The following is a 23004-nucleotide window of genomic DNA, read 5'->3' as shown; positions in this document are numbered from 1 at the left end:
ATTATGTTTGTAGGATTGTTGATGGGTCTATTCGCTGGAGCGCTGGTTAGCGTGCAAAATATTTTTAACAGCAAGGTGAACGAGCGGGCAGGATCTTGGTCGACAACGACGCTGGTGCTCGGTTTGGGATTTACAGCTTCATTCATTATTGGTTTGATTTTTGAGGGGAAGCAAATGTTTGTTTTGCAAAATATGCAGCCGTGGTATTGGTTTAGCGGCATTATTGGAGTGGGAGTGGTCACTTGTATGGTACGGGGATTTAAAATTCTTGGACCTACGTATGCGGTATCTATCGCTTTGACCTCACAGCTCGGATTTGCTTTGTTATTTGATTCATTAGGGTGGCTGGGGGTGGATAAGCTTCCATTCAGTTGGAACAAGCTCATCGGTGTACTAGTCATCGTTGGCGGTATTTTGGTATTTAAATTAAGTGAGGAACGCGAACCTGAGAAAGCGAGTGCTCAATAAAATATAATCATTGACACATTTGTTTTTCTATTGGTATACTATGGAACATTACATATATCCGATTAATTCAATCGGAATAATAAAACGGAGGTAATGTTCGTGATCAAAACAAAAGCTTCATACACTAAACTACTTGTAGCACTCCTCTTATCGGTCTCCCTTATTTTCACGCAAGCAACTGCATTTGCTGCAACATCTGCAACAACGATAGCAGCAACGACATCACAGGAGGATGGCGCTGCCCAGTATAAACAGTTTTTACAGCAAAAATTTGATGTCACTCTCTCCGGTACGGTAACGAAAGGTGAGTATATTAAAGCTGTAGCAACTATTTTGGGCTATGAGCCAACGGATGAAAAAGTGGTTTTCTCCGATGTTGAGAAGAGCAGCGAGCTTTATGCGTCGGCAGCTGCTTTATATGAAAAGGGTATCTTGTCTGGTCCTGCCATCCAAGGTGACCAGGTGCTTACGAATTACGTTGCAGTAGCGATCGCACTAAGAGCAGCAGACTTGAAGGAGCTTGCTTATACCTATCCTGCAGCTAAAGCCAACAAGGTGTTGACGAAGCTAAGCGCAGCAAGCAAATCACTGGACGCTAAAGGTGCTCAAGAGGTAGCGGCAGCAGTCGATACAGGCTTGCTGACAGCAGATTTTTATTCCAGCTTTAATCCAAAAGCAGCAGCAAGCGATCAACTCATCTACACGCTGCTTGGCAAAGTGCTCATTACGAAGGGCCTATACAAACAATATCTTGGTTATGTGAACGATGGTGATATTTATGCAAAACTCAGCAGTGCGTATGAAACATCTGATATCATCGACGCGCCTAAGCTGCAAACACTTGTGAACACTGCTTTGAAGCAAGACCTGATCACGGGCTACAATATTAAGGATTCCCGTTTCGACGCTAACTTTATTGATTCCTTATCGCTAATTTATGGTCATTCCAATTTCAAGCATGCTATTCAGCTTATTGGCCTGCTGCGCAGTGAAGGCCTCGATGCAAAGGTGCAATTTGAACCCAAAACGTCCGCCTTTATCTTCCTAGCTGAATGGGGCACTCCAGGACCTAATGTTGTTCAAATTGAAAATGGAAATTATATAAATTACGATAAAGAATATGATCTTGCATTTGAATTTGCAAATGCGGCGGATAAAGCTGCTTTCCAGGATGTTATTTTAACGTATGCGAAGAAAAATGAAGAGGGCCAAGCGGGACTGATTTCTGCATCATGGTGGCAGCCGCTTTACTATTCACAAACGGAACTGAGTGATTATGAAATCATTACAAACAATTTTATAACAGATCCAGACAGTTCTTACACGGTTAATCCTTTCTCATTAAATGAAGATTCCGCTAAGGTGGTTGCTGGCTTGAAAGCTATTGATCCAGATGCTATCGTTACGCCGACTCAGTTCTGGGTTGATAAGCCGTTCTACAGATATTTACATGGCGAGTCGCTCTAATTCGTTCACAACAGCATATGACCGAAAAACAGCCCTGATCATCGTTGATGATCAGGGCTGCTTATGTTATCGTTCAAGGAAAAGGAGGTCGCTTATATGACTAGCATTGCAAGGGAGCTCGAGACTCTATTTAGGGAGAATGCAAATCCTGAGCGGGCTTTGCCGATGGAGGCGTATATGCGCGGTCAATTCGTGTTTTTAGGCATTAAAACGCCAGAGCGGATACAGCTGCTGCGTGAGTTTTGGAAGATAAACGAAAAGCCGAAGGGTGAAGAGCTGCTGCGTACAGCGGAGTATTTATGGGAGCTTAGAGAGCGTGAGTTCCATTATGCAGCGATGAGCTTAATGGACAAATATAGCAAAGAGGCTGCGCCATCGCATATCGATAAGCTGGAGCAGTGGGTGACAACTCATTCGTGGTGGGACACGGTCGATTTTATCGCATCACATTTAGTGGGATTTCATTTGTCTAAATATCCCGAGCTAATAGAGGAGCATACCGAGCGCTGGATCGTATCGGACAATCTGTGGCTGCGGCGCACCGCGCTATTGTTCCAGCTTAAATATAAGCAGGCTACCGACACGGAGCGGTTATTTGCATACATACGTCTTACGATGGGCGAAAATGAATTTTTTATTCGCAAGGCGATTGGCTGGTCGCTCCGAGAATATGCCAAAACCGATGCAGCTAGCATACGCCGCTTTGTTGCTGAGACGCCTCTCGCTCCCTTAAGCAAGAAGGAAGCGCTGAAGCATATCTTGTGAAGCCCATGAGTATGGCTTAGGAAAGCTATATATTTTCTTGAGCATTTGCGCTAAAATAGAGCAGAACTTTCGCAACGAGAGAAGGAACAGCATTGGGTGCACGCAAAGGCTTGAAGCTTCGTTTTGTACTAGGATTTTTAGTCATAGGCTCTGTGCTTTTAACCGCCATAATTGGCGGTTATTTTGCAATGTCGGCTAATAAGTCTTCCTTAACCGCTGGTTATTTGAAGAGCAACTCTCAATACGCGAAGAAGCTGTCCTCGAATACGAGTGAATTAATACAAATTATGATTAAAAACATGGATGCGATTGCTTCAATGGCAGGCAAGGAAAGCTTATCACAGAAGGAACTGGACAATTGGCATTCGGCGAGCGAGCAATATTTTAGTGATATTTTAATTGTAGACTCGAATCGTGTAGTGGAGGCCGTTAGCTTCAAGAGAAATGGAATTGAGATCGGGATGGTTCTAGAATCTATTGCCTCTTTCGAAGCGGTTAAGCAGAAGATTCCGCTCATTTCAGATCCCTTTGTAGGCTCCAAAACAAATCGGCTGCTTGTCATGGTCTCATCGCCTATATTCAACGAGCTTGGTGAGTATGTGGGCTTTGCGGCTGGTAATGTGAGCTTGAACGAGAGCAATGCTCTGAATAAAATGCTAAGTGAGCACTTTTACGGAAATGGCTCCTATGTGTATGTGGCAGACAAGGATGGCCATCTTATCGTTCATCCGGACAAAGCAAGATTGAATGAATTGATTACGGATAATGAGGTCATAAATAAAGCAGTATCCGGGCTGAGCGGATCGCAGAAGATTGTCAATTCCAAGGGCAGCTCGTATTTTGCGGGTTACGCTCATGAACCAATCTTAGGCTGGGCAATCGTAGCACAAACCCCAATCTCGGTACTTGATAAGCCATTGAAGGATCTCATTTTGACCCTTGCTCTGAGATCACTGCCGATATTTATTCTTATATTGTTAATTGCATGGTATGTTTCATATGTCATTTCCAAGCCATTGTTTGACCTTGCAGCTTTCTCGGAGGAGGCTGTTCTGTCAACGAGTGCGACTCGCTCGAAAATGCCCAAAATAAGCTCATGGATTTATGAGGTGAAGCAGCTTAATCAGAGCATCGTCAACCATATTAGCTTGCTCAATAAGGAAATTCGGTTGGACGGTTTAACTGGACTTGCCAATCGAAAAACCTTCGATTTCACTATTCAGGAGTGGCTTGCGGAAGATATTCCTTTTGCGCTAATTTTACTCGATATCGATCATTTCAAAAGTATTAACGATCAATATGGCCATCTTGTTGGAGATGAGGTTCTAATTGTATTGGCCTCTCATATAAAAGGCTTATCCAGAAGCAATGATGTAGGCTTTCGTTACGGCGGCGAGGAGTTTGGGATATTGATGAAATTTGGAACGATTCAAACGGCGACACTATTGGCGGAACGCTTAAGAGAGGCAGTTGCGGCTGAACCAAGCCCGACTAACGGATCAATTTTCGTTTCTATCGGTATATCATTTGCAGACGGGAAAATATCAGATGCAAAGGAAATTATCGAAATGGCGGACAATGCGCTGTATCAATCCAAAACAAATGGCAGAAACCGGACTACGGTTTACGATAGCAAAAACACAGGACAGCGATAACTGCAGCTGTCCTGTGTTTTGTCGTTAAGCGATTTGGCTGTGTCAGAAAAATAAAGGAGCTGGTTGAATGGCAACATCATTTTCATTTCAAGCCTTTCCGCGTATGGAAACACAGCGGTTTATTTTGAGAAAGACGGAGGAGCGGGACATCCCGGACCTGTTCGAGCTTTATTCGAATGAGGAGGTTGTGAGGTATACTCCGCTTCTGCCATTTTCAAAGGTGGAGGAGGCCAGGCATGAATTGAATTGGCATTTGGAAACTTTCGCTCAGCAGCTGGGCATTCGATGGATGATTGAAGAGAAGGGGACCGGAAAAGTAATTGGAACCTGCGGATTTTTGCATTATTTGAAGGAGTATAGCCTAAGCGAGCTTGGTTATGATTTGTCCCCAAGCTACTGGCGCTGCGGAATTATGAGTGAAGTGGTGGTGCCGATATTAGATTTTGGTTTTAAAAGCTTGCAGCTGCGCCGCATTGATGCCAAGGTTGATCCGGAAAATGAAGCATCAATTAAGCTCCTGACGAAGCTGGGCTTCGTGCCACAGGGGGAACCGAAGGAATGCGAGTTTGAGCAGGGGCAGTTTATAGAGCTTTATTTATTTTCACTGCTGCGCAAGAATTTTTTCGAAATATAGGAAAGTAAGTGCTAGTATATGTGCCTTTCACAAAAGCCATTTACAGCGTATAATAGGAGAGGCGAATGCTTACGAAGTAAGTTTTGCTTCACAAAACAGAGCTTATGCTTACGAAGTAAGTTTTGCTTCACAAAACTTTGGAGGAGGACCAAACATGTCCATCAGCAAGGCGAAAAAAGCTAGAATGAAGCTGGAGCAGCAAGGGCGCATAACGCCAGATGTACTGCGAGGCAGCTGGCAAGGCATCAATCCTGTCATTAAACGTACTCCCACTTTACAGGAGAAGCAGGCAAAGCTGAATAGGAAACACCGAAGGAATCACGCGAATTATAGCGATGGTTCCTTTTGCATTTATAGGGGACAGCAGCCAGTTTTCCAACGAATCGATGGAGCTTCGTAAAATTACCAATGCTTAAAGCTTTTCAGGTGACTCAAGCTTAAACGGTAATTTGTGGATAACGGCAAATTAACTTGCATGAAATAGCCGTCTCTCGCTATAATAAGAACATATGTTCTTATTTGGAGGGGTGGTAATGGCCGCTAATGAGGAAGCTGCTCGAGGCAGTGTTAGAATAGCTGCACATCCGCCGATTCAGACGGACGAAGAGCTTGAGCTGGTAAAGCGTTATGAATTGCTCGGAATTGTTATGCGCATATTAGATCATGATATTCGTGTAATTGGAACGACATCGATAAAGCTCCCGAGATTTTATGAATCTATGCTGCGAGGCATACAGGACCGGGTGCTGCTGGAGCTTGCTGCGATTAGAAGACAGTTTCGTTCCATGGGCATAAAAGTGTATGAGGAGAAGCGGGAGAAAGACGGACTGTATGCAAAGTATGTTTGCAGAGGATACGAGCATCAAATTTTTATGCTTTGGGGCATTGTCAAAGCGGAGTCCGAGCAAGTGTTAAAGCAGTATTTGTCCAGTTAATTTTAAATTGTTCATGGATTTGTCAAAATAACAAAAAAACTTTTCTGCTTTATGTAGTTTAAGGTTGAGAACTTCGGACAATCTTATGTAATATAAGAGGTAGACATTATGATCGTAAAGGGGAGCACGTAGCAATGCACAAGTGGATTATGTTTATTTTATTTACAGCGGCGTCGTTGCTGGGCTTATATTTGCTCACATTCGCTTTGCCTTCTAAGCCGGTTGACGAGTCTGCCTCGTTGCCAGAGGGCATGAGTTTGGTCAAGATTGTTGCATCAAACGATTTTGTATTCGATCAAGAAGAGTACAAAGTTAAGGTTGGAGACAAGGTTAGATTGAAGCTTTCTAACAAAAGTGGGATTCATGGGATACATATTGATGAGCTTCAGGTTGCTTTAGATAATGACAATCCGGAAACGGATTTGGAATTTACAGAGCCGGGCACGTACAAAATCTATTGTTCCATTCCATGTGGACAGGGACATACAACGATGGAGTCTACATTAGTTGTGGAAGCTGCCTAACCGTAAACGATTAATCAACGGTAGACAAAGCGAAAGGAGCCGAAAGGCTCCTTTTTGTCGAGTTTAAGCTAACGGGCTGAACGGCGTCTATGCTCATTTTTGCGGCCACGTGAGATGAGGACGTCGGCAATAAAGCCGAGCAGCGCCCAGGTCACAATCGTAAGCACGTACATGAGCACTACGCTTACCTCGTGCACGTCGACAAATAAGTCAACGAACCATGCAGGTATGCTGAACATAAAAAAAATAAAATTGTGCGGGTCATAGCCAGTGTAATTAAACAAGCAAATAGCTATTCCAATCAAAGCAGCAACAATTGTAACCGGATAGCGCATAACGTACCGATCTCCTTCGCGTTAAAGATTGCCGTAATGCGACTGCATAGGTTATTATGTGACAAACGGACGAAATTCATGCGACGAAATTAGAGGAGGAACAATAGATGATTACTCATATCGTATTTTTTAAATTGAAGGATGGCAGTGAAGAAAGTGTAGCTCGTACCGCACAGGTGCTTAGAGATATGGAAGGGAAAATCGAGGTTTTGAAATCGATTGAAGTTGGTGTTGATGTTGTACATTCGGAGCGTTCGTATCATATCGCACTAATTACAAAGTTTGATTCGTTAGAAGCGTTGGATGTTTATCAGGTGCACCCTGTCCATAAGAAGGTCATCGAGCATATGACGCAGGTTCGTGAAGCTTCTGTCAGCGTTGATTTTGAAAGCTGAAAGGCGGGTTAACGGATTATGAGCGATATGAGAGACGTTTATGAAATATTGACGTATTTGCTAGTTATTATATTGAGCAGCATTATTATGGTAGCATGGCTTAAACGCAAGGCGAAAAAAAAGAAGCAAGGCTGAAAGCGGGCGACTGACTGATGTATTTTGTAAATCGCGAACAAATTGCCGTAAGGTTGGATTCTATTGCTGAACTAGCAACGGCCATGGAAATGCTTGCCGTTAATTGGCAGGGCACGGTGCTGGAGGGCTTAGCGCAGGAAAGAGCGCTGCATTTGGCCATTGAAACGGTAACCGATATTGGAAGCTTCCTGATCGATGGGTTTATTTTGCGTGATGCGAGCAGCTATGAGGACATCATCGAGATTACAGGCGAAGCTGGAGCATTTCCTCTGGAGATGCAAGCAGTGCTAACTGAACTCGTTATGCTGCGGAAGCCGCTGGTTCAGGATTATTATGTTTGGCAGAGGTCAGAGCTTCAACCGCTCACGAAGACGCTCTCCACACTGCTGCCTGCGTTTAAAAAATCAATTGAAGACTATTTGGAGCGTGAGCTGTAGAGGGCCTCGATCTATGCTTTGGAGGATTTTTCTGCTGATTTACGAAATAGTCATAATACGTTACAATGACGCTATCAAGCCTGTAAAGGTGGTGAAGGGTTGAAGCGGATGAAAGCGGTAGGTGCTGCTGGCATGACGGCGGCTTCGCAAGGAGACAGCTCTACGCGGGAGCGTATACTGCTGCTGCTGAAGACGGGCGGCAGAATGAATGCGAGTGAGCTTGCAAATGAGCTGGGATTAACAGAAATGGCTATTCGCCGACATATCTACGTGCTCGAGAATGAAGGCAGCGTCAACATCGTGTCGGTTCGACAGGCGATGGGAAGGCCGCTGCATGCTTATGAGCTGACTGTTGATGCGGATGAGCTATTTCCGAAAAACTATCATTTGCTTGCATTGGACTTGCTGGATGAGCTGGCGGATGACCCGGATACTGCAGCGTTAATTAACAAAATTTTTGAAGGCCGCAAGAAGAAGCTGCTTGAGCGCTACGAGCCTCGGATGGCTGGAAAAAGCTTGGAGCAGAAGGTAAGCGAGCTGGCTGTCATTCAAAATGCTGGCGGCTATATGGCGGAAGTTAAAATGCAGAGTGACGGCAGCTATATGCTGTATGAGTATAATTGTCCGATTGCACAGGTTGCAGGAGTCTACCAAGAAGCATGCAGATGTGAGCTGTCCTTGTTTAAATCACTGCTTGATGTACCAGTTGAACGGACGGAATGTCTGGCAAAGGGTGGCGGAAAGTGCAGCTACCATATTGGATAAAGGAATAGATGCAGCAATGCAAAGGTTGTCTTAGCAAATCTCAAAAAGATTTGCGGATGGCCTTTTTTTTGTTTCAGCTGTGTCATGACAAGCCCATGCTGCTTATACTGTCATTACGCAAGTGGGCATTCGTCTAGAAGTACATGATGGAAGGCACTGCAATCGATGGAGGAGGAGGGATACGGGAATGGTCATGATCTGGAGTGCGGCGATTGCCGCAGGCGCATTTGTTATTTTGGTGGCGGGCATACTCTTAGTATTGCGTTCAGCACTCTTCAAGCTGGCGCGTGTGCAGGTGATGGCTGAAACGATGCAGGAGGATCTGCATAAGTTGTCATTGGAGCTTGGAGGTCTTATCAAGCCGGCAGAGGAGACGATAATTGCGGCACACCGCCAGCTTCAAGCAGCGAGCAAGCTGTTCGAAGCAGCAGGGCAGGTTGGAGGAGCGATAGCGCATACGACATCGGCAGCTGAGCGCATCAGTTCTCTTTTATCAGAATCTGCTGAGCAGCACGCGAAGCGTCCTGAGACGAAGCGGCAGGTCGGTGAAGCATTGGAATGGGCTGAGCTTGGAATGACTGCGTGGCAGCTGTGGCAAACTAGCCGAAAGGGATCAGTCGCTGCAGACCATGAGCAGAGGCCCGTATCCGAATCGGATACCTAAGTTAAAGCAGCAGAGACGAAGAGCACACTATTCACGATAGGAGTGATTATGATGTCAACACGCAAACAAACAAAAGGATTTATGCTCGGCGCATTAGCTGGTGGTGTTATTGGATCGGTTACGGCATTGCTGTTAGCTCCTAAGCCTGGTAAGGAGCTTCGCCAGGACATTTCTGTAGGCGCACAAAAAGTAGGCGATACGACCGTTAAGGTAGCAGGCCAAGTAAGTGATAAAACAGGGCGTATTGCAAGACAAATTGGTGATCAAGCGGTGCATATCGCAGGTAAAACCAAACAGGCGGCAACCCAAGTGGCAAGCAGTGTAAGATTGCGCAGCAAAGGCACCGAGGAAACCGAAACCATTTCTGGTACGACAGCAATTGCCGAGCCGGAGCTGAACGAGGCTGAAGAAGTGAGCGCCATTGATGACATAGAAGCAGGAGAGACTGAAGCGGCTGCAACGAAGGAGCCTCAAGTGATTAGCTAATCAAAAAAAGGCAAACTGATCTGAGCGAGAGCTCATCCAGTTTGCCTTTTTTTAAAAAAATCAACTGTTTTGGCTGAGAGCATTGCTGTACGAATGGGCAGCAGTTGGGGCAAACAAGTCAGCCAGCGGCTTTGGATTATGATGGTTAATGCCAATGGATGGTGAAGCAACTGCTTCAAAGGGAGCAATAACGGAAATTTGATCATTCATGCTGCCTATGTATGCTCCATCGTGGATAATAGCTCCTTCGCCAATAATGGCGCGATGAATGGTAACATTTTTTCCAATTGTGGCTCCAGGCATAATAATGCTCTCGCACACCTCGCTATCTTCTCCAATGGTAACGCCAGAGCAGATAATCGAACGAGTGACTTCAGCTTCGATTGAGCAGTACGGATGCATCAGGGAATCTGAGATGATGGCGTTTAAACCTGAAGTGGATGTTGAAGTATTTGAAGAATTGCTGGAATAGGCTGCCCAGTTCGTTGCATTAAATTTAAACTCGCCATCAAGCAAGTCCATATTGGCTTCCCATAAGCTGTCAATTGTACCTACATCTCGCCAGTAGCCATCATAAGGGTAAGCGACCATGCTAGCCTCTGAGGAAAGAAGGGTTGGAATAATATCTTTGCCAAAATCATGGCTTGAAGCTGGATTAGCGGCATCCTTGATCAGAGCGGCTCTTAAGTCAGACCAACAAAACAAATAAATGCCCATAGAGGCCAAATTGCTTTGCGGCTCAGCAGGTTTCTCGTGAAAGGAACGTATATGGTATTGTTCGTCAGTAGTAAGGATGCCGAATCGACTGGCATCCCGCCAAGGCACCTGCTTGACTCCTATGGTTACCGCTGCACGGCGCTGCTTATGAAATTCAAGCATAGGCCTATAGTCCATTTCGTAGATATGGTCACCAGAGAGAATAAGCACATGTTCAGGATTATGTTTGTCAATATAGTCGATGTTTTGATAAATTGCGTCTGCGGTTCCGCTGTAGCCATCTGGACATCTGCGAGAGGAAGGGAGAAATGAAATGTCTGAGTTAGCTTGATCCGAATGCAGCTTTTGTTGAATGCTCATTACATAGTTATGTACAGTATCAGCGCAATACTGCGTAAGCACGCCAATCGTCTTAATATTCGAAATTGCACAGTTGTTTAGCGGGAAATCAATCATTCGAAAACGATCGCCGAATGGAACTGCGGGCTTGGCGAGTTGACCTGTAAGCGGAGCGAGGCGCCGACCTTCTCCGCCAGCTAGCAACATGGCTACACATTCTTGCTCATTAAACAATTTGTTTTCCCCCTGTCCAATTTAAGTTAAATTGTTAATCCAAAACATTGTACTTTTTGTTTAACCTCTTATTACAGCTTTGAAACGATTATTTTACATTTATATGTTCCGATACAATATGCGAAAGTCGAGCGGTTTAAGCTCAATTTGAAGCTGCTCCTCGAAAGTGGCTGCCTCATCGTTCGTAAGGGCATCGCGCCAATCGTTAGCTTGCATCGGATGTGTGAGCGTGACGGCTTCTTCGGAATTGTTAATCCAAATGGTAAAATGCTCTGAAGCATTCAAACGCTCATAAATCAACGTTTTCTTCTCATTATCTGCATGCAGGAAGCGGAAGCGGCCATCACGCAGTGCTGGGTGGCTCTTGCGCAGCTTAATTAAAAGCTGATAAAAATCAAATAGCTGACGATCTTGCCTATCCCTATCCCATTCCATACATTTGCGGCAATCGGGATCATCTCCTCCGTCCATGCCAATTTCATCCCCGTAATAAATGCAAGGAATGCCCATATAGGTGAGCATAAATACAACAGCCAGCTTCAAACGCAGAGTATTTCCGTCTAATCGGGTCGCTGCACGCGGGGTATCGTGGCTGGACAGCAGGTTGAATAGCGCCTCATTGGTTTGCTGAGGATATCTCATGAGCAAGCGATTAATTTCATCAGCGAAATCAGATGCTGCACCCTCGGAGCTCGAGAAGAAATTCAAAATGCGATCTGTAACCGGATAATTCATAGCGGAATCAAACTCATCCCCATGCAGCCAGTTAAGCGAATTTCCCCACACCTCCCCAATAATAAAAGCGTCAGGCTTGGCAGCTTTAACCGCAGCTCGGAATTCGTGCCAGAAGGCATGATCGATTTCGTTAGCAACATCCAGCCGCCATCCGTCAATATCAGCTTCTTTTATCCAATAAACGGCGATATCGAGCAAATATTGCTTAACCTCCGGGTTTGCTGTATTCAGCTTAGGCATATTGCCATAAAAGCCAAAGGTAGCATAGTTGGCCATGCCGTCCTTTACTTCAACTGGGAGGCCCTTTAAATGAAACCAATCTTTATACTTGGAGCCCTCGCCCTTCTTCAGTACGTCTTGAAAGGGAGGGAATTGCTCGCTCGTATGATTAAATACAGCATCGAGGATAACTCTGATTTTAAGCTCGTGGCATGCCGACACTAGCTTTTTAAGCAGCTCAGCATCTCCAAAATGCGGATCAATATGTTTATAATCAATCGTGTCATATTTATGATTGGAGGGGGCAGTAAATACCGGTGTTAAATAAATCGCGTTGATCCCCAGATCAGTCAAATGGTTGAGATTGTCCATGATGCCTTGCAAATCACCGCCAAAATGGTCCTCTCCGCTTGGCGCCTCACCCCAAGTCTTTATGCTTTCAGGATCATTATTTAAGTCGCCATTAGCGAAGCGATCAGGAATGATTTGGTAGAAGATAGCGTCCTTTGCCCATTTAGGGGCATCAAACAAATCGATGGCATGAATGTATGGAACTTCAAAATAACCGTCGACAGGTGTAGGTTGTTCTTCAAAAATGCCGTTCTCGGTCAGCCACAATATTTCGTCGCCGCTGTGGACACGAAAGCAGTATGAAAAACGCTGAAACTCTGGTTTAATAACGGCCTCCCAATAATCAAATAGGGAATCAGCCGCTATTTTTACCATCTGAACATCTAATGAATGTTGATCCCAGTCGTATTTGTCGCCTGTAACCGCTACGGCCTCTTCAACATCGTCTCTTTTGGTGCGGAGCCTGAGATGAAAACTATCGCAGTCGTATGCATAAGCCCATTTCAGATCTGGTGAGTGATGCAAGCATTCTTTGAACATGGCTCCAGCTCCTATCGTTATGAGTTTTATTTGTGAATACAATGTACTAGCTAAGGTATATTTTGTATTTACCCGATAATACGGACACGAAACAGCTGATCAAGGGTTGGCATTGGGTGATGTAGCATAGAAAATAGCAAAAAAGACCGTGAAACTACGGAGTAGTTCATCACGATCCATCCAATTCAGCTTAAATTACATAGGTGCGGAGGTTTGATCAGGTACGTTTTGGTGCCTGTATTCATATGCTATTTTGTCTGGATTTATTACATTTTGTATAAGGAAAGCGGTGTGTTTGTGCAGCAACCGATTGCGATACTAGATTCAGGCGTAGGCGGGCTTACCGTTGCCAAGGAAGTGATGCGTCAACTGCCGCTCGAAAAACTTGTTTACTACGGAGATACAGCAAGGACACCCTATGGTCCCCGTTCATCGGAAGAGGTCGTTCGTTTTACACGAGAAATCGTTGAATACTTAATACAGTTTCAACCGAAAATGATTGTTATCGCCTGCAATACGGCGACAGCCGCTGGACTTGAGGATATAAGGGCAAGAGTGGATATTCCTGTTGTAGGGGTCATTAATCCAGGAGCGCGTGCAGCGATTGGTTTTACTGTTACGGGCTGTGTCGGAATCATCGGTACGGAAGGCACAATTAATAGCGGCGCTTATGAACAAGCATTGCGGAAGCTGGACCCGCAGGTAAAAGTGATAAGCGAAGCTTGCCCGCGATTTGTGCCTTTAGTAGAGAAGGGGAATTTTCGTTCGTATGAGACGTACGAGACGATTCGCAGCTCCATCGGACATTTGCGGGAGCATCCCATCGACACTTTAATTCTTGGATGTACACATTATCCATTTCTAGCGGAAACGATATCCGAGATCATGGGTCAAGACGTCAAGCTCATTAGCTCGGCTGATGAGACGGCGCGTGAGATCAGTGTGATTCTTCAAGGCAGAGGCAAGCTGGCTGCCGGTGATAGGCTGCCGGTGCATCAGTTTTTTTGCAGCGGCGATCAACAATTGTTCCAATCGATTACAAGGCAGTGGCTGGGTGAACAAATCGAGTTGACACCCATTATATGGCAAATACCGACGATTGTTTGAAATCGGCAACGGGAGAGAGGAGGCTGAGTCCAAAAGGACTTGGCTTCTTTTTTTGATTGCTACATAGGACAAAGCTGGCACGGCATAGTCTGATAAGAGCATGTTGATGCTGTGGGAGGTGTTGATCATCTATTCTGAACAAAGCTTTACCCATCTTGATTTACTGGAGGGTGTCAGGCAGCTGACGGGCAGATATTCATTTGTGTCAGCACATGTCATCGGGGAAAGTATAATGGGAAAGCCGATATTAGCAGTGCGCTGCGGCAGTGGGCCGCGGCGTATTCATATCAACGGCTCCTTTCATGCTAACGAATGGATTACATCCGCTCTGCTTATGCGCTTCGTAGCGGATCTATCTGCAGCGTATTGCAACGAAGAGAGGATAGCCGGCCAGCAGGTGGGCGATTTATGCAAGCAGGTGACATTATGGACGGTTCCGATGGTTAATCCTGATGGTGTGGAGCTAGTTCAACGAGGCGCATCGCCAGTGAACCATCCGTTTCATAAACAGCTGATTGAATGGAATGGCGGATCAAACGATTTTAGCAGCTGGAAGGCAAATATTAGAGGTGTGGATTTGAACGATCAATTCCCTGCTTATTGGGAAGAAGAATGCAAGCGCAGAGGGATAGAGGGGCCTGGTCCGCGGGACTTCCCGGGCCCTTATCCGCTAAGTGAGCCTGAAGCGCATGCAATGGCACACTTTACAGAGACGATTGGCTTCGATGCAGTGGTTGCGCTGCATACGCAGGGAAGAGAAATATATTGGAACTATCGCGATTATGAGCCAGCAGAAGCGGAGCAGCTTGCCAAAAAACTAGGCCAGGCGAGCGGTTATGAGCCAGTAAAGCTCTCTGGCAGCGATGCGGGGTATAAGGATTGGTTTATTCAGCATTTTCGCAGACCAGGATTTACTGTGGAAGCAGGCTATGGCGAGAATCCTCTGCCAATGAGCCAGTTTGACTCTATTTATGTTGAGCTGCAGCCGCTGCTGCTTGAGGCGCTTCGTCTTTAGCAGCAGCGGCGAAAGGCCGCATATGTGTAGTAGGTGAAGCTGCTGAACTTATGCTATAATAACCGGAAAAGGTCAGCGAAGGTGGAATTCTGATGCGTAAAATGTTTTCGCTCCGCCATTGGAAGCGGACGTTTGTCCGTATTGTTCAGCTGCTTCGTTCTAAGGACGTATCATTGCTGGACAAGCTGGTTTTTTCTATACCGGTTCTACTCTATTGGGTTATGCCTGATGTGCTTCCGCTGCCATTTTTGCCTATTGACGATATCGCGGTAACGATGGTGCTTGCGGAATGGTTTGCTCGTAGAATGGAGAGCAAGTATAATATAAAATAATGATTATTGCCGTAAGGCATAACGATAAGAGGAGCTGGATGAGCGATGAATTGCAAAATTTCAAAAAACGCTGCAAAGGTTATTCAACTAGAGCTGGACAAGCCTGAAAATGAGGGGAAAAAGCTGCGCATTTTTGTGACGCATTCACATGGCGATCATGCGCACTACGGCATGGGCATTGACGAGCCGACAGAGAAGGACGTTGTCGTTACGACAGACAAAGGCATCGATGTTATTTTGGAGAAGGATAATGAGTTTCTTGATGGCGTTCGCCTCGATTATTTTTATGTACCGGAAGAAGGCTTTGCAGTAACCAATCCAACCAAGGGCAACCACGGTGATCACTAGGATTCATCAGCATTTGGTTGAAATAGGAAGATGAAAAATGGCTAACGATATACGAGTTTGCGATAAATGCAAGCACATGAATATGAAGTCGATTGTACCAAAGCTGCAAAAGCTGACTACCGATTCGGAGGTTCGTGTCGGTTGCAAATCCTACTGCGGGCCCTGTGCCCGCTACGCATTCATATTTATTAATGGCCGCTATGTGAAGGCCGCATCCGAGGATGAAGCGATCGAGAAGATCCTTCCTTTTATCAAAAAATAAAATTATCCACACACAACGAGACTCTGCGACAGCTTTATTCGCAGAGTCTTTCTATTTATAAAGCCGATTACAGAGGGCATAATGAAAGGAGCACAAGGGTGGATATAACAACGCCGCAGCTGCTATATCATGGTACAACAAGCGATACAGTGCAATCATTTGGTGAAAAGCTGTTAAACTCTCCCTATTGGCGTCCAGGGAAAGATTTTGGAGAAGGCTTCTATACGACGATATCGCTTGCGCAGGCCCGTAAATGGTCACATAAAGCGGCTAAGGAGTCTTGGGACGGAGGGCGGCCATGCGTGCTCGTGGTTGAGCTGGCATCGGTGCCGGAGCGGGTAGAGCCGCTGCTGTTTCTTTCTGATTCGCCAGCGTGGGCATCCTTTATTTATAACCATCGCAAGGCAACGATCAAAGGCAGCGATCCATGCGACTCGCATCCAGACATCATTATTGGTCCAATGGCGGACAATGATACTGGAAAAATCGTACATAAAGCGGTACAATTAAATAAAGATGAGCATTGGTTTTATGAGCAAATTACCGTTTCGCGCAAAGGCAGGAGACTAGATTCGTTGCGTCTCGGCAATCAGGTCGTTTTTTGCTCCGAGAAGTGGGAAGCACATTTGAAACTTGTAGGCTACCATATTTATACCGGAAGCAGGTGGATGTATCATGAAAGCGAAAACGCAGGTCAGATTAAGCTTATATGAACGTGGTATTGTAGAGGCGCTAACGGTGGATTACGGTTATATGCAGGCTGATGCGAGAGCACTTGTCGTAGAGTATATCGAGGTTGTGCGCAAGCTTGGAAGTTATGACAATTGCGAGCAATATGCCATGCTTCTCGATCAAGCCCGCCGGATGAAGCATGCTCCGTCGCAGTGGCTGGAACATATCCAAAGCCTCGAGAAGGGCGAGCTGAGAGACAGAGGAATTGCGTCAGAGGAGCGCCAATATTTGCAAACGAAGTAAGACCCTGCGATATGGATCGTCGGGTCTTTTATTTTTATTTTTCGGCTGAGAGATAAGTAATATAGAGGAAGCTTGGGAGGAAGAATATATGCTGAAGCCGGCACGCTATTATTTAGCTGGACTAGCTGTAGCGCTTGCTGCTTTAGTTGCAGCAGAGCTCATTTGGCTGCCAGCGCCGCTTAAGACCGCAAGCGGCATGCAGTGGATCGAGATGATTGATTGGTTGTTCAATCTGCTGGCGCTTGCGCCGCTAAGCTTCGCCATAGGTGCTCTGCTTGGTCTATTTAGACATGGAGGCTGGAGAGGCTTGTCCATTTTGCTGCAGCTATTGCGGTTAGTTATTGCAGGCTTAGGTTTGATTGGCGCAGGTTATGTGCTTTTTGCACCTGAGAAGCTGTTTCTGCTGCTGGTTCTTATAGGGGCTGCTGTGCCGCTCGTATTTGCGGATATGTTTATTAGTGAAATTCTGCATCGTGTACGAGCCGGAAAGGCCTATAATAGCGGAATGCAGCAAGGGAGAAGAGGGAAGCGAAGCAGGAAGGCGCTCAAGTGGCTGCCTAAGCGAAGTATTGCTGCTTTACTTGTAACTGTAGTGCTGATCCTAGCGCTTGTATGCCCAACGGGTTATCAGGTAACCTATCCGGGCATGACGCTGAACATGAATCGTTATGCTCATGTGGAGAGCGGAGCGCAGGGGGGCACGATCAACGGTGTTCTCGTGTTCGACAGACCAGCTGTGCCGGTTGATTGGCTGTATGCGAAGCTGCTGCCCTTGTACAGCTTTGAGGAAATACCCGAGGATGAGCCCCCGCTTACAGAATCGTATGCACAGGTCATTTTAATGAAAACGGATGCGAATAGTGTCGCAGCTGCCGTTGCCATGATGAAGGCAGGCGTTGGCGATGGAATTACTGCAGAAGGCGTAAGAGTCATAGCGATAATAAAGGACAGTCCGGCTGATCAACAGCTTCAGGCGGGCGATATTATTGAGCAATTGAACGGACAGGCTGTCCATTCCATTGCTGAAATGACAGCCTATATGACGCAAGCTGTAAAACCAGGTGATTCCGTTGCTGTGACGCTGAGAAGGGATGGAGTTATTAAAGAGATAGAGGTTCCTACAAAAGCGTCGGAGGATGAGCCTAAGCGTCCAGTATTCGGAATTTCTGTACAAACAGAGCTGAATCTCGACATCCCGCTTAGCGTTGACTATAAGCGCTTTATGGCGCATATCGGCGGACCGTCGCATGGCGCAATGCTGACACTGGCGCTTATCGATCAGTTGACGCCGGGCGGCGTTACGCACGGCATTCAGGTGGCTGGTACAGGAACAATTGAAGAGGATGGATCCATTGGCTTAATAGGCGGAATAAAGCAAAAGGCGTACGCCATCAGCCGTACGGATGCGGATGTGTTTTTTGTACCGGCGGAGCTTGAAAGTGCTGCCCGCAGCGGCGCACCTGAGCTTAATATTGTACCGGTGAGGACAATTGATGATGTGCTGAGCTGGCTTAAGCAGCATTAGCGTTGCAAAAAGAAGGGCTTTCCTCGTCACAGCTTGACGGGAGAAGCCCTTCTTTTTTTAAAATATATCATCATCGCTCAACAGTTTCGACCTTGCTCGGCCTGCTAGCTTCGATCGAAACATTGTTTTTAAAGTCCTTGATTAAATTGTTCATGATGATTTGATCAGAGAAGCTTAGCTCGTTGTTTGCGTCTAAGACGGCATCAGCGCATGCGCTCATATCGGTTATGCTGTTCGATTCCATATTCCAGCAGCGTCCATTAGCCGCGATGCCATCGTTTGAAGGCATATAATAGATGGACCCGTCGGTGAAAGCCCCGTTTCGCAAAACGATCATTTTACCGCTTAGGGGTTGATCAGTAAGCAATGGCGTGCCCAGCAAGTATTGATCTGCTGTTGATATACCAAGCAGATGCATAATCGTCGGGGTTACATCCAACTGCCCGCCAACCTCGGTATAGGTTCCAGCATGCTCATTATTTGGTAGGTGGATGAGTAATGGAACCTGCTTCAAGATTCTTTGGCGCTCCACATCGTTAAGCTTCTTGCCCATGAACGTCTCGAACAGCGTCCAATCCTTGATAGAATTATCGTGGTCTCCGTACATCACCAGGATGGTGTTATTCCATAGCCCTTCTGCTTTCATTCGATCGATAAGCTCGCCAAGCGCAGCATCCACATAATGAATCGACTGCAAATAATCACCCATAAGAGTGCCATCCAGCTCGCCTAGATTGAGCTTTTGCTCCGCTGCTGGCATCGTATAGGGATAATGACTAGAAAGCGTGATCAGGAATGAGTAGAAGGGCTGCTGCTGATCAGAAATGACATCGAGTGATTGCCTGAAAAATGACTTGTCCCCGAGTGCCCAGCCGATTTTCTCATCTACTGTAAAATGCTTCAGGCTATAAAATTGATCGTATTTCATATTGCCATACATGATGTTGCGATTCCAAAAGCCGCCTTCATAGGAGTGGAAAACGGTTGTCGCATAATCGTTGTCCTTTAAGGTACTGGGCATGCAATCGAATTCATTAGGCGCATATTGAATAAATACAGATCCGTTCGCCACCGGCTGCATCGAGCAGTTGGCCGTAAAATCGGCATCCGAGGTTCTTCCTTGGGCGGTCTGATGGTAGAATTGGCTAAAGTAGGCGCTCTGTTCAATAAGCTTGTTGAAATGCGGCGTAATCTCTTCACCGCCTATGGACTTATGGAGCATGAAATTTTGAAAGGCTTCGAGCTGCACCATCAAAACATTGCTGCCTTCATATGCGCCAAACAGTGAATCATGCTCCGCTGCTTGTCGCAAAGCACCGCGCGCTTCGACCCATTTTTGCGCTTCATACAATTGCTCAGCCGTAACCGTCTCCGCATCCAGCCAGTGCTGCTTCACATAACGGTACACATCATAGCCGTGAAAGCCCAGCTCTCCTGTGACATTATAAATGGATAGATTCCACCAATTGCCATCAAAAACCCCTAACGCCCAGGTGCGCTTGGCTTCATTGACATTCGTGAAAACAAGCGAAGTACCTATAAAGAAAACAACAGCGCTCAAAGCAATGCGGACAAGAGCCCTCCGCCAAACAGGAGCTGCTGCTCGTTGCTTATTGGCATGGCGCAAATCGCCGCGTCCCCGCCGCATGATGTAAATGCCAAAGGGGATGATCAGCAGCCAGTCCAGAAATAAAATAAAATCCTTAGCTCGAAGCAGCGTTCCGATGCTCTCGCCCAAGGAATCGACTTGGCTGAGCTGAAGCAGCACAGGGATGGAGATTAAGTCTTGAAAATAACGATAATAAATAAGATCGGCATATAGAACAAAAGTTGCGATCATATTTAAGGCTATAAGCGAAAGTATCCGCCCTCGAGTCGGCAGCCAAATGGTCCAAAAGCTGTATAGCAGAATCGCTCCCAGCTCAATAACAGCATCAATATGCGTCATTTTCATATTGGCAATATGAAGGAACTCGGAGAACAGATACAGCTTTAGCAGCATTACGCCAACAAACAGCATTAAATCAACAGCTTTAAGCCGCTCCAGCCAAACCAGCAGTAAGCTCAACATATGACGTATTGATGCTTGTTTAATAGAAACCATGTATAAAAATCCTTTCTCCTCCTTTTTTCTCGATGTTAGCGAGGGGGGAGTGGTCCAAAAAATTGAAGGTAATTACATTCAATGCGACCGTTGAACAGCTTCCGTTTCTTGTCGGCGGGGCGTCCAAAATAGTGTTCTATCGTTGTAGCTGGACTTATCGAGAAATAGGACCAGGTCGGATAGTGGAGTGCTGTTAGGCCGAATTGTCGCATAGCCGCTTCTGCCTGCACATCATCGCCGAGCCGTTCGCCATATGGCGGGTTCGTAATAATTACACCGTAATCGCCTTCAAGCTTAACTTTGGCAACAGGCTGAACGGATAGCTTGATGTCTTTGCCGAAGCCAGCCTTCTTGATTGCCGCCTCCGCAATTTCAATGGCGACAGGATCAATGTCGGAGCCGGCGATTTGAAGTGGAATGTCATCCTTAACCAAATCAAACGCTTCTTCGCGCGCCTCATCCCAAAGCTTGTTTGGAATTAGCGGCCAGCCCTCGCTATTAAAGCTTCTGCGGAGTCCAGGAGCAATGTTCCAGCCAATCATAGCTGCTTCAATCAGGATAGTGCCTGAACCGCAGAAAGGATCGTAAAGCGGCCTTTCAGGACGCCAGCGGCTAAGCTGAACGAGAGCGGCAGCAAGCGTCTCTCTAATTGGAGCTTCGGTCGCTACTTTGCGGTAGCCCCTTTTATGCAAGCCATCCCCCGTGGTGTCGAGTGTGAGCATCGCGCGGTCATTCATTAGCGTTACTTCAATAACGTAGCGTCCGCCGTTCTCTGGAAACCATTCGGTGCCGTAGCGATCAGTCATTTTGTCAACGACTGCTTTCTTGACGATGCTTTGACAAGCAGGCACGCTGGTCAGCTGTGATTTTTGCGAGCGCCCGTTAACTGGGAATTCGCCGTCGTTTGGAATCCATGCCGGCCAATCGAGCGCTTTGGTGCCCTCGAACAGCTCATCGAACGTAGTTGCTGGAAACTCGCCCATTTTAATTAGAATACGACCTGCGGTACGCAGCCAAAGATTAGTACGGCAAATATCGGCAGGTCCGCCTGTGAAATTAACACGTCCGTTCTCTACCTTCAGATCGGTATAGCCTAAATCCTTTAGCTCACGCGCGACAACGGCCTCAAGACCCATCGGCGCGGTTGCAATTAGTTGTAAATTTTCCATTATGCACTCTCATTTCATTTATTCTTAACGATCAATATTAATCGCTTGATAAGCCTAAGCTTGTATCCCTGTGAACAAAAACATACAATTAAGTATAGGACAAACTAGCTGGTATTTACAAACTGTAAAATTGGAGAGAAAGGAATGATACCGCTTGGATGAACAATATGTAGATTCGCTTTATGGCGCAGATGCCGATCTGGAACGAACAAAAGCAGGAATTGCGGCAAACGGAATGCCGGATATTTCGGTTGCTGATGGATATGGCAGGCTGCTTACGATGCTTGTGACGCTATCGAAAGCGCAGAATATCGTAGAAATAGGAGCGCTTGGCGGGTACAGCGGTATTTGCTTGGCGCGTGGACTTCCTCAAGGCGGCAAGCTGGTATCTCTTGAGCTGCTGCAAAGCTATGCGGATGTAGCGAAGGTACATATGAAAGCTGCTGGTTTAGGAGATAAGGTAGAGTATATCGTAGGTGATGCGAAGCAAAGCTTAGCGGAGCTCAAGGAGTCAGGACGCAAGTTTGATTTCTTTTTTATCGATGCAGATAAGGAAGGTTACCCGATTTATCTGGAATATGCGATCGCGCTGGCAGAGCCAGGCGCTATTATCGTGGGCGATAATATTTTGCTGCGCGGCAGAACAATCGATCCAGCCAAAGCAGGCCCAGCTGTTCGAGCAGTTCGTTACTTTAATGAAACAATCGCGTCGGACCAGCGGCTGCAAAGCACCGTACTGCCCGGATATGACGGTCTGGCAATAGCAATCGTCAAATAAGGGTAGCGAACAAGCAACGCCCTGATCCCTGCGACTTAAATTCGCTAGGAACAGGGCGTGTTTTTTTGGCGCAGGTGGATGAGACGGAAAAGTGTGTTTAAGCGCATATGTGTTCTTATCGCGGTAACGTAGCTAGGTATTAGGTTGGATAAGCACGTATGTGTGCTTATTGGGCTGTTTCGGGCAGTTTCGGTGTGTGGATGAGATGGAAAAGTGTGTTTAAGCGCATATGTGTTCTTATCGCGGCAAAGTAACCAGGTTTTAGGTGCAATAAGCACGTATGCGTGCTTATTGCACTGTTTCGGGCTGTTTCGGCGTGTGGATGAGACGGGAAAGTGTGTTTAAGCGCATATGTGTTCTTACAGCGGCAAAGTAGCCGGGTTTTAGGTGCAATAAGCACGTATGCGTGCTTATTGAGCTGTTTCGGGCTGTTTCGGCGCGTGGATGAGATGGAAAAGTATGTTTAAGCGCATATGTGTTCTTACAGCGGCAAAGTAACCAGGTTTTAGGTGCAATAAGCACGTATGCGTGCTTATTGCGCTGTTTCGGGCTGTTTCGGCGTGTGGATGCTGCGGGAAAGTGTGTTTAA

Annotated in this window: 27 protein-coding genes; 22 read left to right on the top strand and 5 right to left on the bottom strand. The window is 46.3% G+C overall.

What is annotated here, in order from left to right:
* Nucleotides 1–3: 3 nt before the first annotated feature.
* The 8 genes from MHI37_RS19865 (at nt 4) to MHI37_RS19830 (ending at nt 6448) form a co-directional block, all read left to right on the top strand.
* Nucleotides 4–468 (top strand): DMT family transporter, encoded by a 465-nt coding sequence (locus tag MHI37_RS19865; protein WP_076339808.1) that lies wholly within the window; start codon nt 4–6, stop codon nt 466–468.
* 99 nt (nt 469–567) lie between these two features.
* Nucleotides 568–1935, top strand: a complete 1368-nt coding sequence (locus tag MHI37_RS19860) for a hypothetical protein (protein WP_256710717.1) — start codon at nt 568–570, stop codon at nt 1933–1935.
* Nucleotides 1936–2031: 96 nt separating this feature from the next.
* Nucleotides 2032–2700 (top strand): DNA alkylation repair protein, encoded by a 669-nt coding sequence (locus MHI37_RS19855; RefSeq protein WP_076339806.1) that lies wholly within the window; start codon nt 2032–2034, stop codon nt 2698–2700.
* Between the two features lie 92 nt (nt 2701–2792).
* Entirely contained in the window at nt 2793–4355 is a 1563-nt protein-coding gene (locus MHI37_RS19850) for a sensor domain-containing diguanylate cyclase (protein WP_076339805.1), read from the top strand.
* 67 nt (nt 4356–4422) lie between these two features.
* Nucleotides 4423–4989, top strand: a complete 567-nt coding sequence (locus MHI37_RS19845) for a GNAT family protein (protein WP_076339804.1) — start codon at nt 4423–4425, stop codon at nt 4987–4989.
* A 154-nt stretch (nt 4990–5143) separates the two neighbouring features.
* Nucleotides 5144–5389, top strand: coding sequence for a hypothetical protein (locus tag MHI37_RS19840; RefSeq protein ID WP_076339803.1), 246 nt, complete (start codon nt 5144–5146; stop codon nt 5387–5389).
* Between the two features lie 133 nt (nt 5390–5522).
* Nucleotides 5523–5924: a hypothetical protein gene (locus MHI37_RS19835; RefSeq protein WP_076339802.1), complete on the top strand. Its 402-nt coding sequence runs from the start codon at nt 5523–5525 to the stop codon at nt 5922–5924.
* A 134-nt stretch (nt 5925–6058) separates the two neighbouring features.
* Entirely contained in the window at nt 6059–6448 is a 390-nt protein-coding gene (locus MHI37_RS19830) for a cytochrome C oxidase subunit II (protein ID WP_076339801.1), read from the top strand.
* Between the two features lie 68 nt (nt 6449–6516).
* On the opposite strand, the gene MHI37_RS19825 is transcribed toward MHI37_RS19830, so the two are convergent.
* Nucleotides 6517–6783 carry a hypothetical protein gene (locus MHI37_RS19825; protein WP_076339800.1) on the bottom strand — a complete coding sequence of 89 codons (267 nt, stop codon included), beginning with the start codon at nt 6781–6783 and terminating at the stop codon, nt 6517–6519.
* A 107-nt stretch (nt 6784–6890) separates the two neighbouring features.
* On the opposite strand from MHI37_RS19825, the gene MHI37_RS19820 reads away from it, so the two are divergent.
* The 5 genes from MHI37_RS19820 to MHI37_RS19800 all read left to right on the top strand — a co-directional run bounded on the left by MHI37_RS19820 (nt 6891) and on the right by MHI37_RS19800 (nt 9665).
* Nucleotides 6891–7178 (top strand): Dabb family protein, encoded by a 288-nt coding sequence (locus MHI37_RS19820; protein WP_076339799.1) that lies wholly within the window; start codon nt 6891–6893, stop codon nt 7176–7178.
* Between the two features lie 152 nt (nt 7179–7330).
* Nucleotides 7331–7750 (top strand): HepT-like ribonuclease domain-containing protein, encoded by a 420-nt coding sequence (locus MHI37_RS19815; protein ID WP_076339798.1) that lies wholly within the window; start codon nt 7331–7333, stop codon nt 7748–7750.
* A 108-nt stretch (nt 7751–7858) separates the two neighbouring features.
* A complete protein-coding gene (locus tag MHI37_RS19810) occupies nt 7859–8515 on the top strand; it encodes an HTH domain-containing protein (protein ID WP_256710718.1) in 657 nt (218 codons plus the stop codon).
* Between the two features lie 187 nt (nt 8516–8702).
* Entirely contained in the window at nt 8703–9179 is a 477-nt protein-coding gene (locus MHI37_RS19805) for a DUF948 domain-containing protein (RefSeq protein ID WP_076339797.1), read from the top strand.
* Between the two features lie 48 nt (nt 9180–9227).
* Nucleotides 9228–9665 (top strand): YtxH domain-containing protein, encoded by a 438-nt coding sequence (locus MHI37_RS19800; RefSeq protein ID WP_256710716.1) that lies wholly within the window; start codon nt 9228–9230, stop codon nt 9663–9665.
* A 60-nt stretch (nt 9666–9725) separates the two neighbouring features.
* Here the strand turns inward: MHI37_RS19800 and MHI37_RS19795 are convergent, their stop codons facing one another.
* Together MHI37_RS19795 and MHI37_RS19790 are read right to left on the bottom strand one after the other, a co-directional pair.
* Entirely contained in the window at nt 9726–10955 is a 1230-nt protein-coding gene (locus MHI37_RS19795; RefSeq protein WP_144023819.1) for a sugar phosphate nucleotidyltransferase, read from the bottom strand.
* A 99-nt stretch (nt 10956–11054) separates the two neighbouring features.
* On the bottom strand, nt 11055–12800 hold the full coding sequence (locus tag MHI37_RS19790) for an alpha-glycosidase (RefSeq protein WP_076339795.1): 1746 nt from the start codon (nt 12798–12800) through the stop codon (nt 11055–11057).
* A gap of 297 nt (nt 12801–13097) precedes the next feature.
* On the opposite strand from MHI37_RS19790, the gene racE reads away from it, so the two are divergent.
* The 8 genes from racE (at nt 13098) to MHI37_RS19750 (ending at nt 18364) form a co-directional block, all read left to right on the top strand.
* Complete coding sequence (racE, locus tag MHI37_RS19785; protein ID WP_076339811.1) at nt 13098–13907, top strand: glutamate racemase; 810 nt, start codon at nt 13098–13100, stop codon at nt 13905–13907.
* 100 nt (nt 13908–14007) lie between these two features.
* The gene (locus tag MHI37_RS19780; RefSeq protein ID WP_083676575.1) at nt 14008–14922 is read left to right on the top strand and encodes a M14 family metallocarboxypeptidase; all 915 of its coding nucleotides are present in this window, start codon (nt 14008–14010) and stop codon (nt 14920–14922) included.
* Between the two features lie 92 nt (nt 14923–15014).
* A complete protein-coding gene (locus MHI37_RS19775) occupies nt 15015–15254 on the top strand; it encodes a hypothetical protein (RefSeq protein WP_076339794.1) in 240 nt (79 codons plus the stop codon).
* A 45-nt stretch (nt 15255–15299) separates the two neighbouring features.
* The gene (locus tag MHI37_RS19770) at nt 15300–15602 is read left to right on the top strand and encodes a heme biosynthesis protein HemY (RefSeq protein ID WP_076339793.1); all 303 of its coding nucleotides are present in this window, start codon (nt 15300–15302) and stop codon (nt 15600–15602) included.
* A gap of 37 nt (nt 15603–15639) precedes the next feature.
* Entirely contained in the window at nt 15640–15864 is a 225-nt protein-coding gene (locus MHI37_RS19765) for a DUF1450 domain-containing protein (RefSeq protein WP_076339792.1), read from the top strand.
* A gap of 98 nt (nt 15865–15962) precedes the next feature.
* Entirely contained in the window at nt 15963–16577 is a 615-nt protein-coding gene (locus tag MHI37_RS19760) for a DUF3990 domain-containing protein (RefSeq protein ID WP_076339791.1), read from the top strand.
* Complete coding sequence (locus tag MHI37_RS19755) at nt 16540–16839, top strand: hypothetical protein (RefSeq protein WP_076339790.1); 300 nt, start codon at nt 16540–16542, stop codon at nt 16837–16839. Before MHI37_RS19760 ends, MHI37_RS19755 begins: the two co-directional genes overlap by 38 nt.
* Nucleotides 16840–16927: 88 nt before the next feature.
* Nucleotides 16928–18364: a PDZ domain-containing protein gene (locus tag MHI37_RS19750; RefSeq protein ID WP_076339789.1), complete on the top strand. Its 1437-nt coding sequence runs from the start codon at nt 16928–16930 to the stop codon at nt 18362–18364.
* Nucleotides 18365–18434: 70 nt separating this feature from the next.
* Here MHI37_RS19750 and MHI37_RS19745 read toward each other — a convergent pair whose 3' ends face one another.
* Together MHI37_RS19745 and MHI37_RS19740 are read right to left on the bottom strand one after the other, a co-directional pair.
* Nucleotides 18435–20468 (bottom strand): LTA synthase family protein, encoded by a 2034-nt coding sequence (locus MHI37_RS19745; protein ID WP_076339788.1) that lies wholly within the window; start codon nt 20466–20468, stop codon nt 18435–18437.
* A 35-nt stretch (nt 20469–20503) separates the two neighbouring features.
* Nucleotides 20504–21637, bottom strand: coding sequence for a class I SAM-dependent RNA methyltransferase (locus MHI37_RS19740; RefSeq protein ID WP_076339787.1), 1134 nt, complete (start codon nt 21635–21637; stop codon nt 20504–20506).
* 154 nt (nt 21638–21791) lie between these two features.
* Between MHI37_RS19740 and MHI37_RS19735 the strand changes: the two genes are divergently transcribed.
* Complete coding sequence (locus MHI37_RS19735; RefSeq protein ID WP_076339786.1) at nt 21792–22415, top strand: O-methyltransferase; 624 nt, start codon at nt 21792–21794, stop codon at nt 22413–22415.
* Nucleotides 22416–23004 lie beyond the last annotated feature (589 nt).

This window comes from Paenibacillus sp. FSL H8-0548 (genome assembly GCF_038630985.1).
Classification (GTDB): Bacteria; Bacillota; Bacilli; order Paenibacillales; family Paenibacillaceae; genus Pristimantibacillus.
Note: the sequence above shows the minus strand (reverse complement) of the source record. Positions and strands in the feature narration are given on the sequence as shown.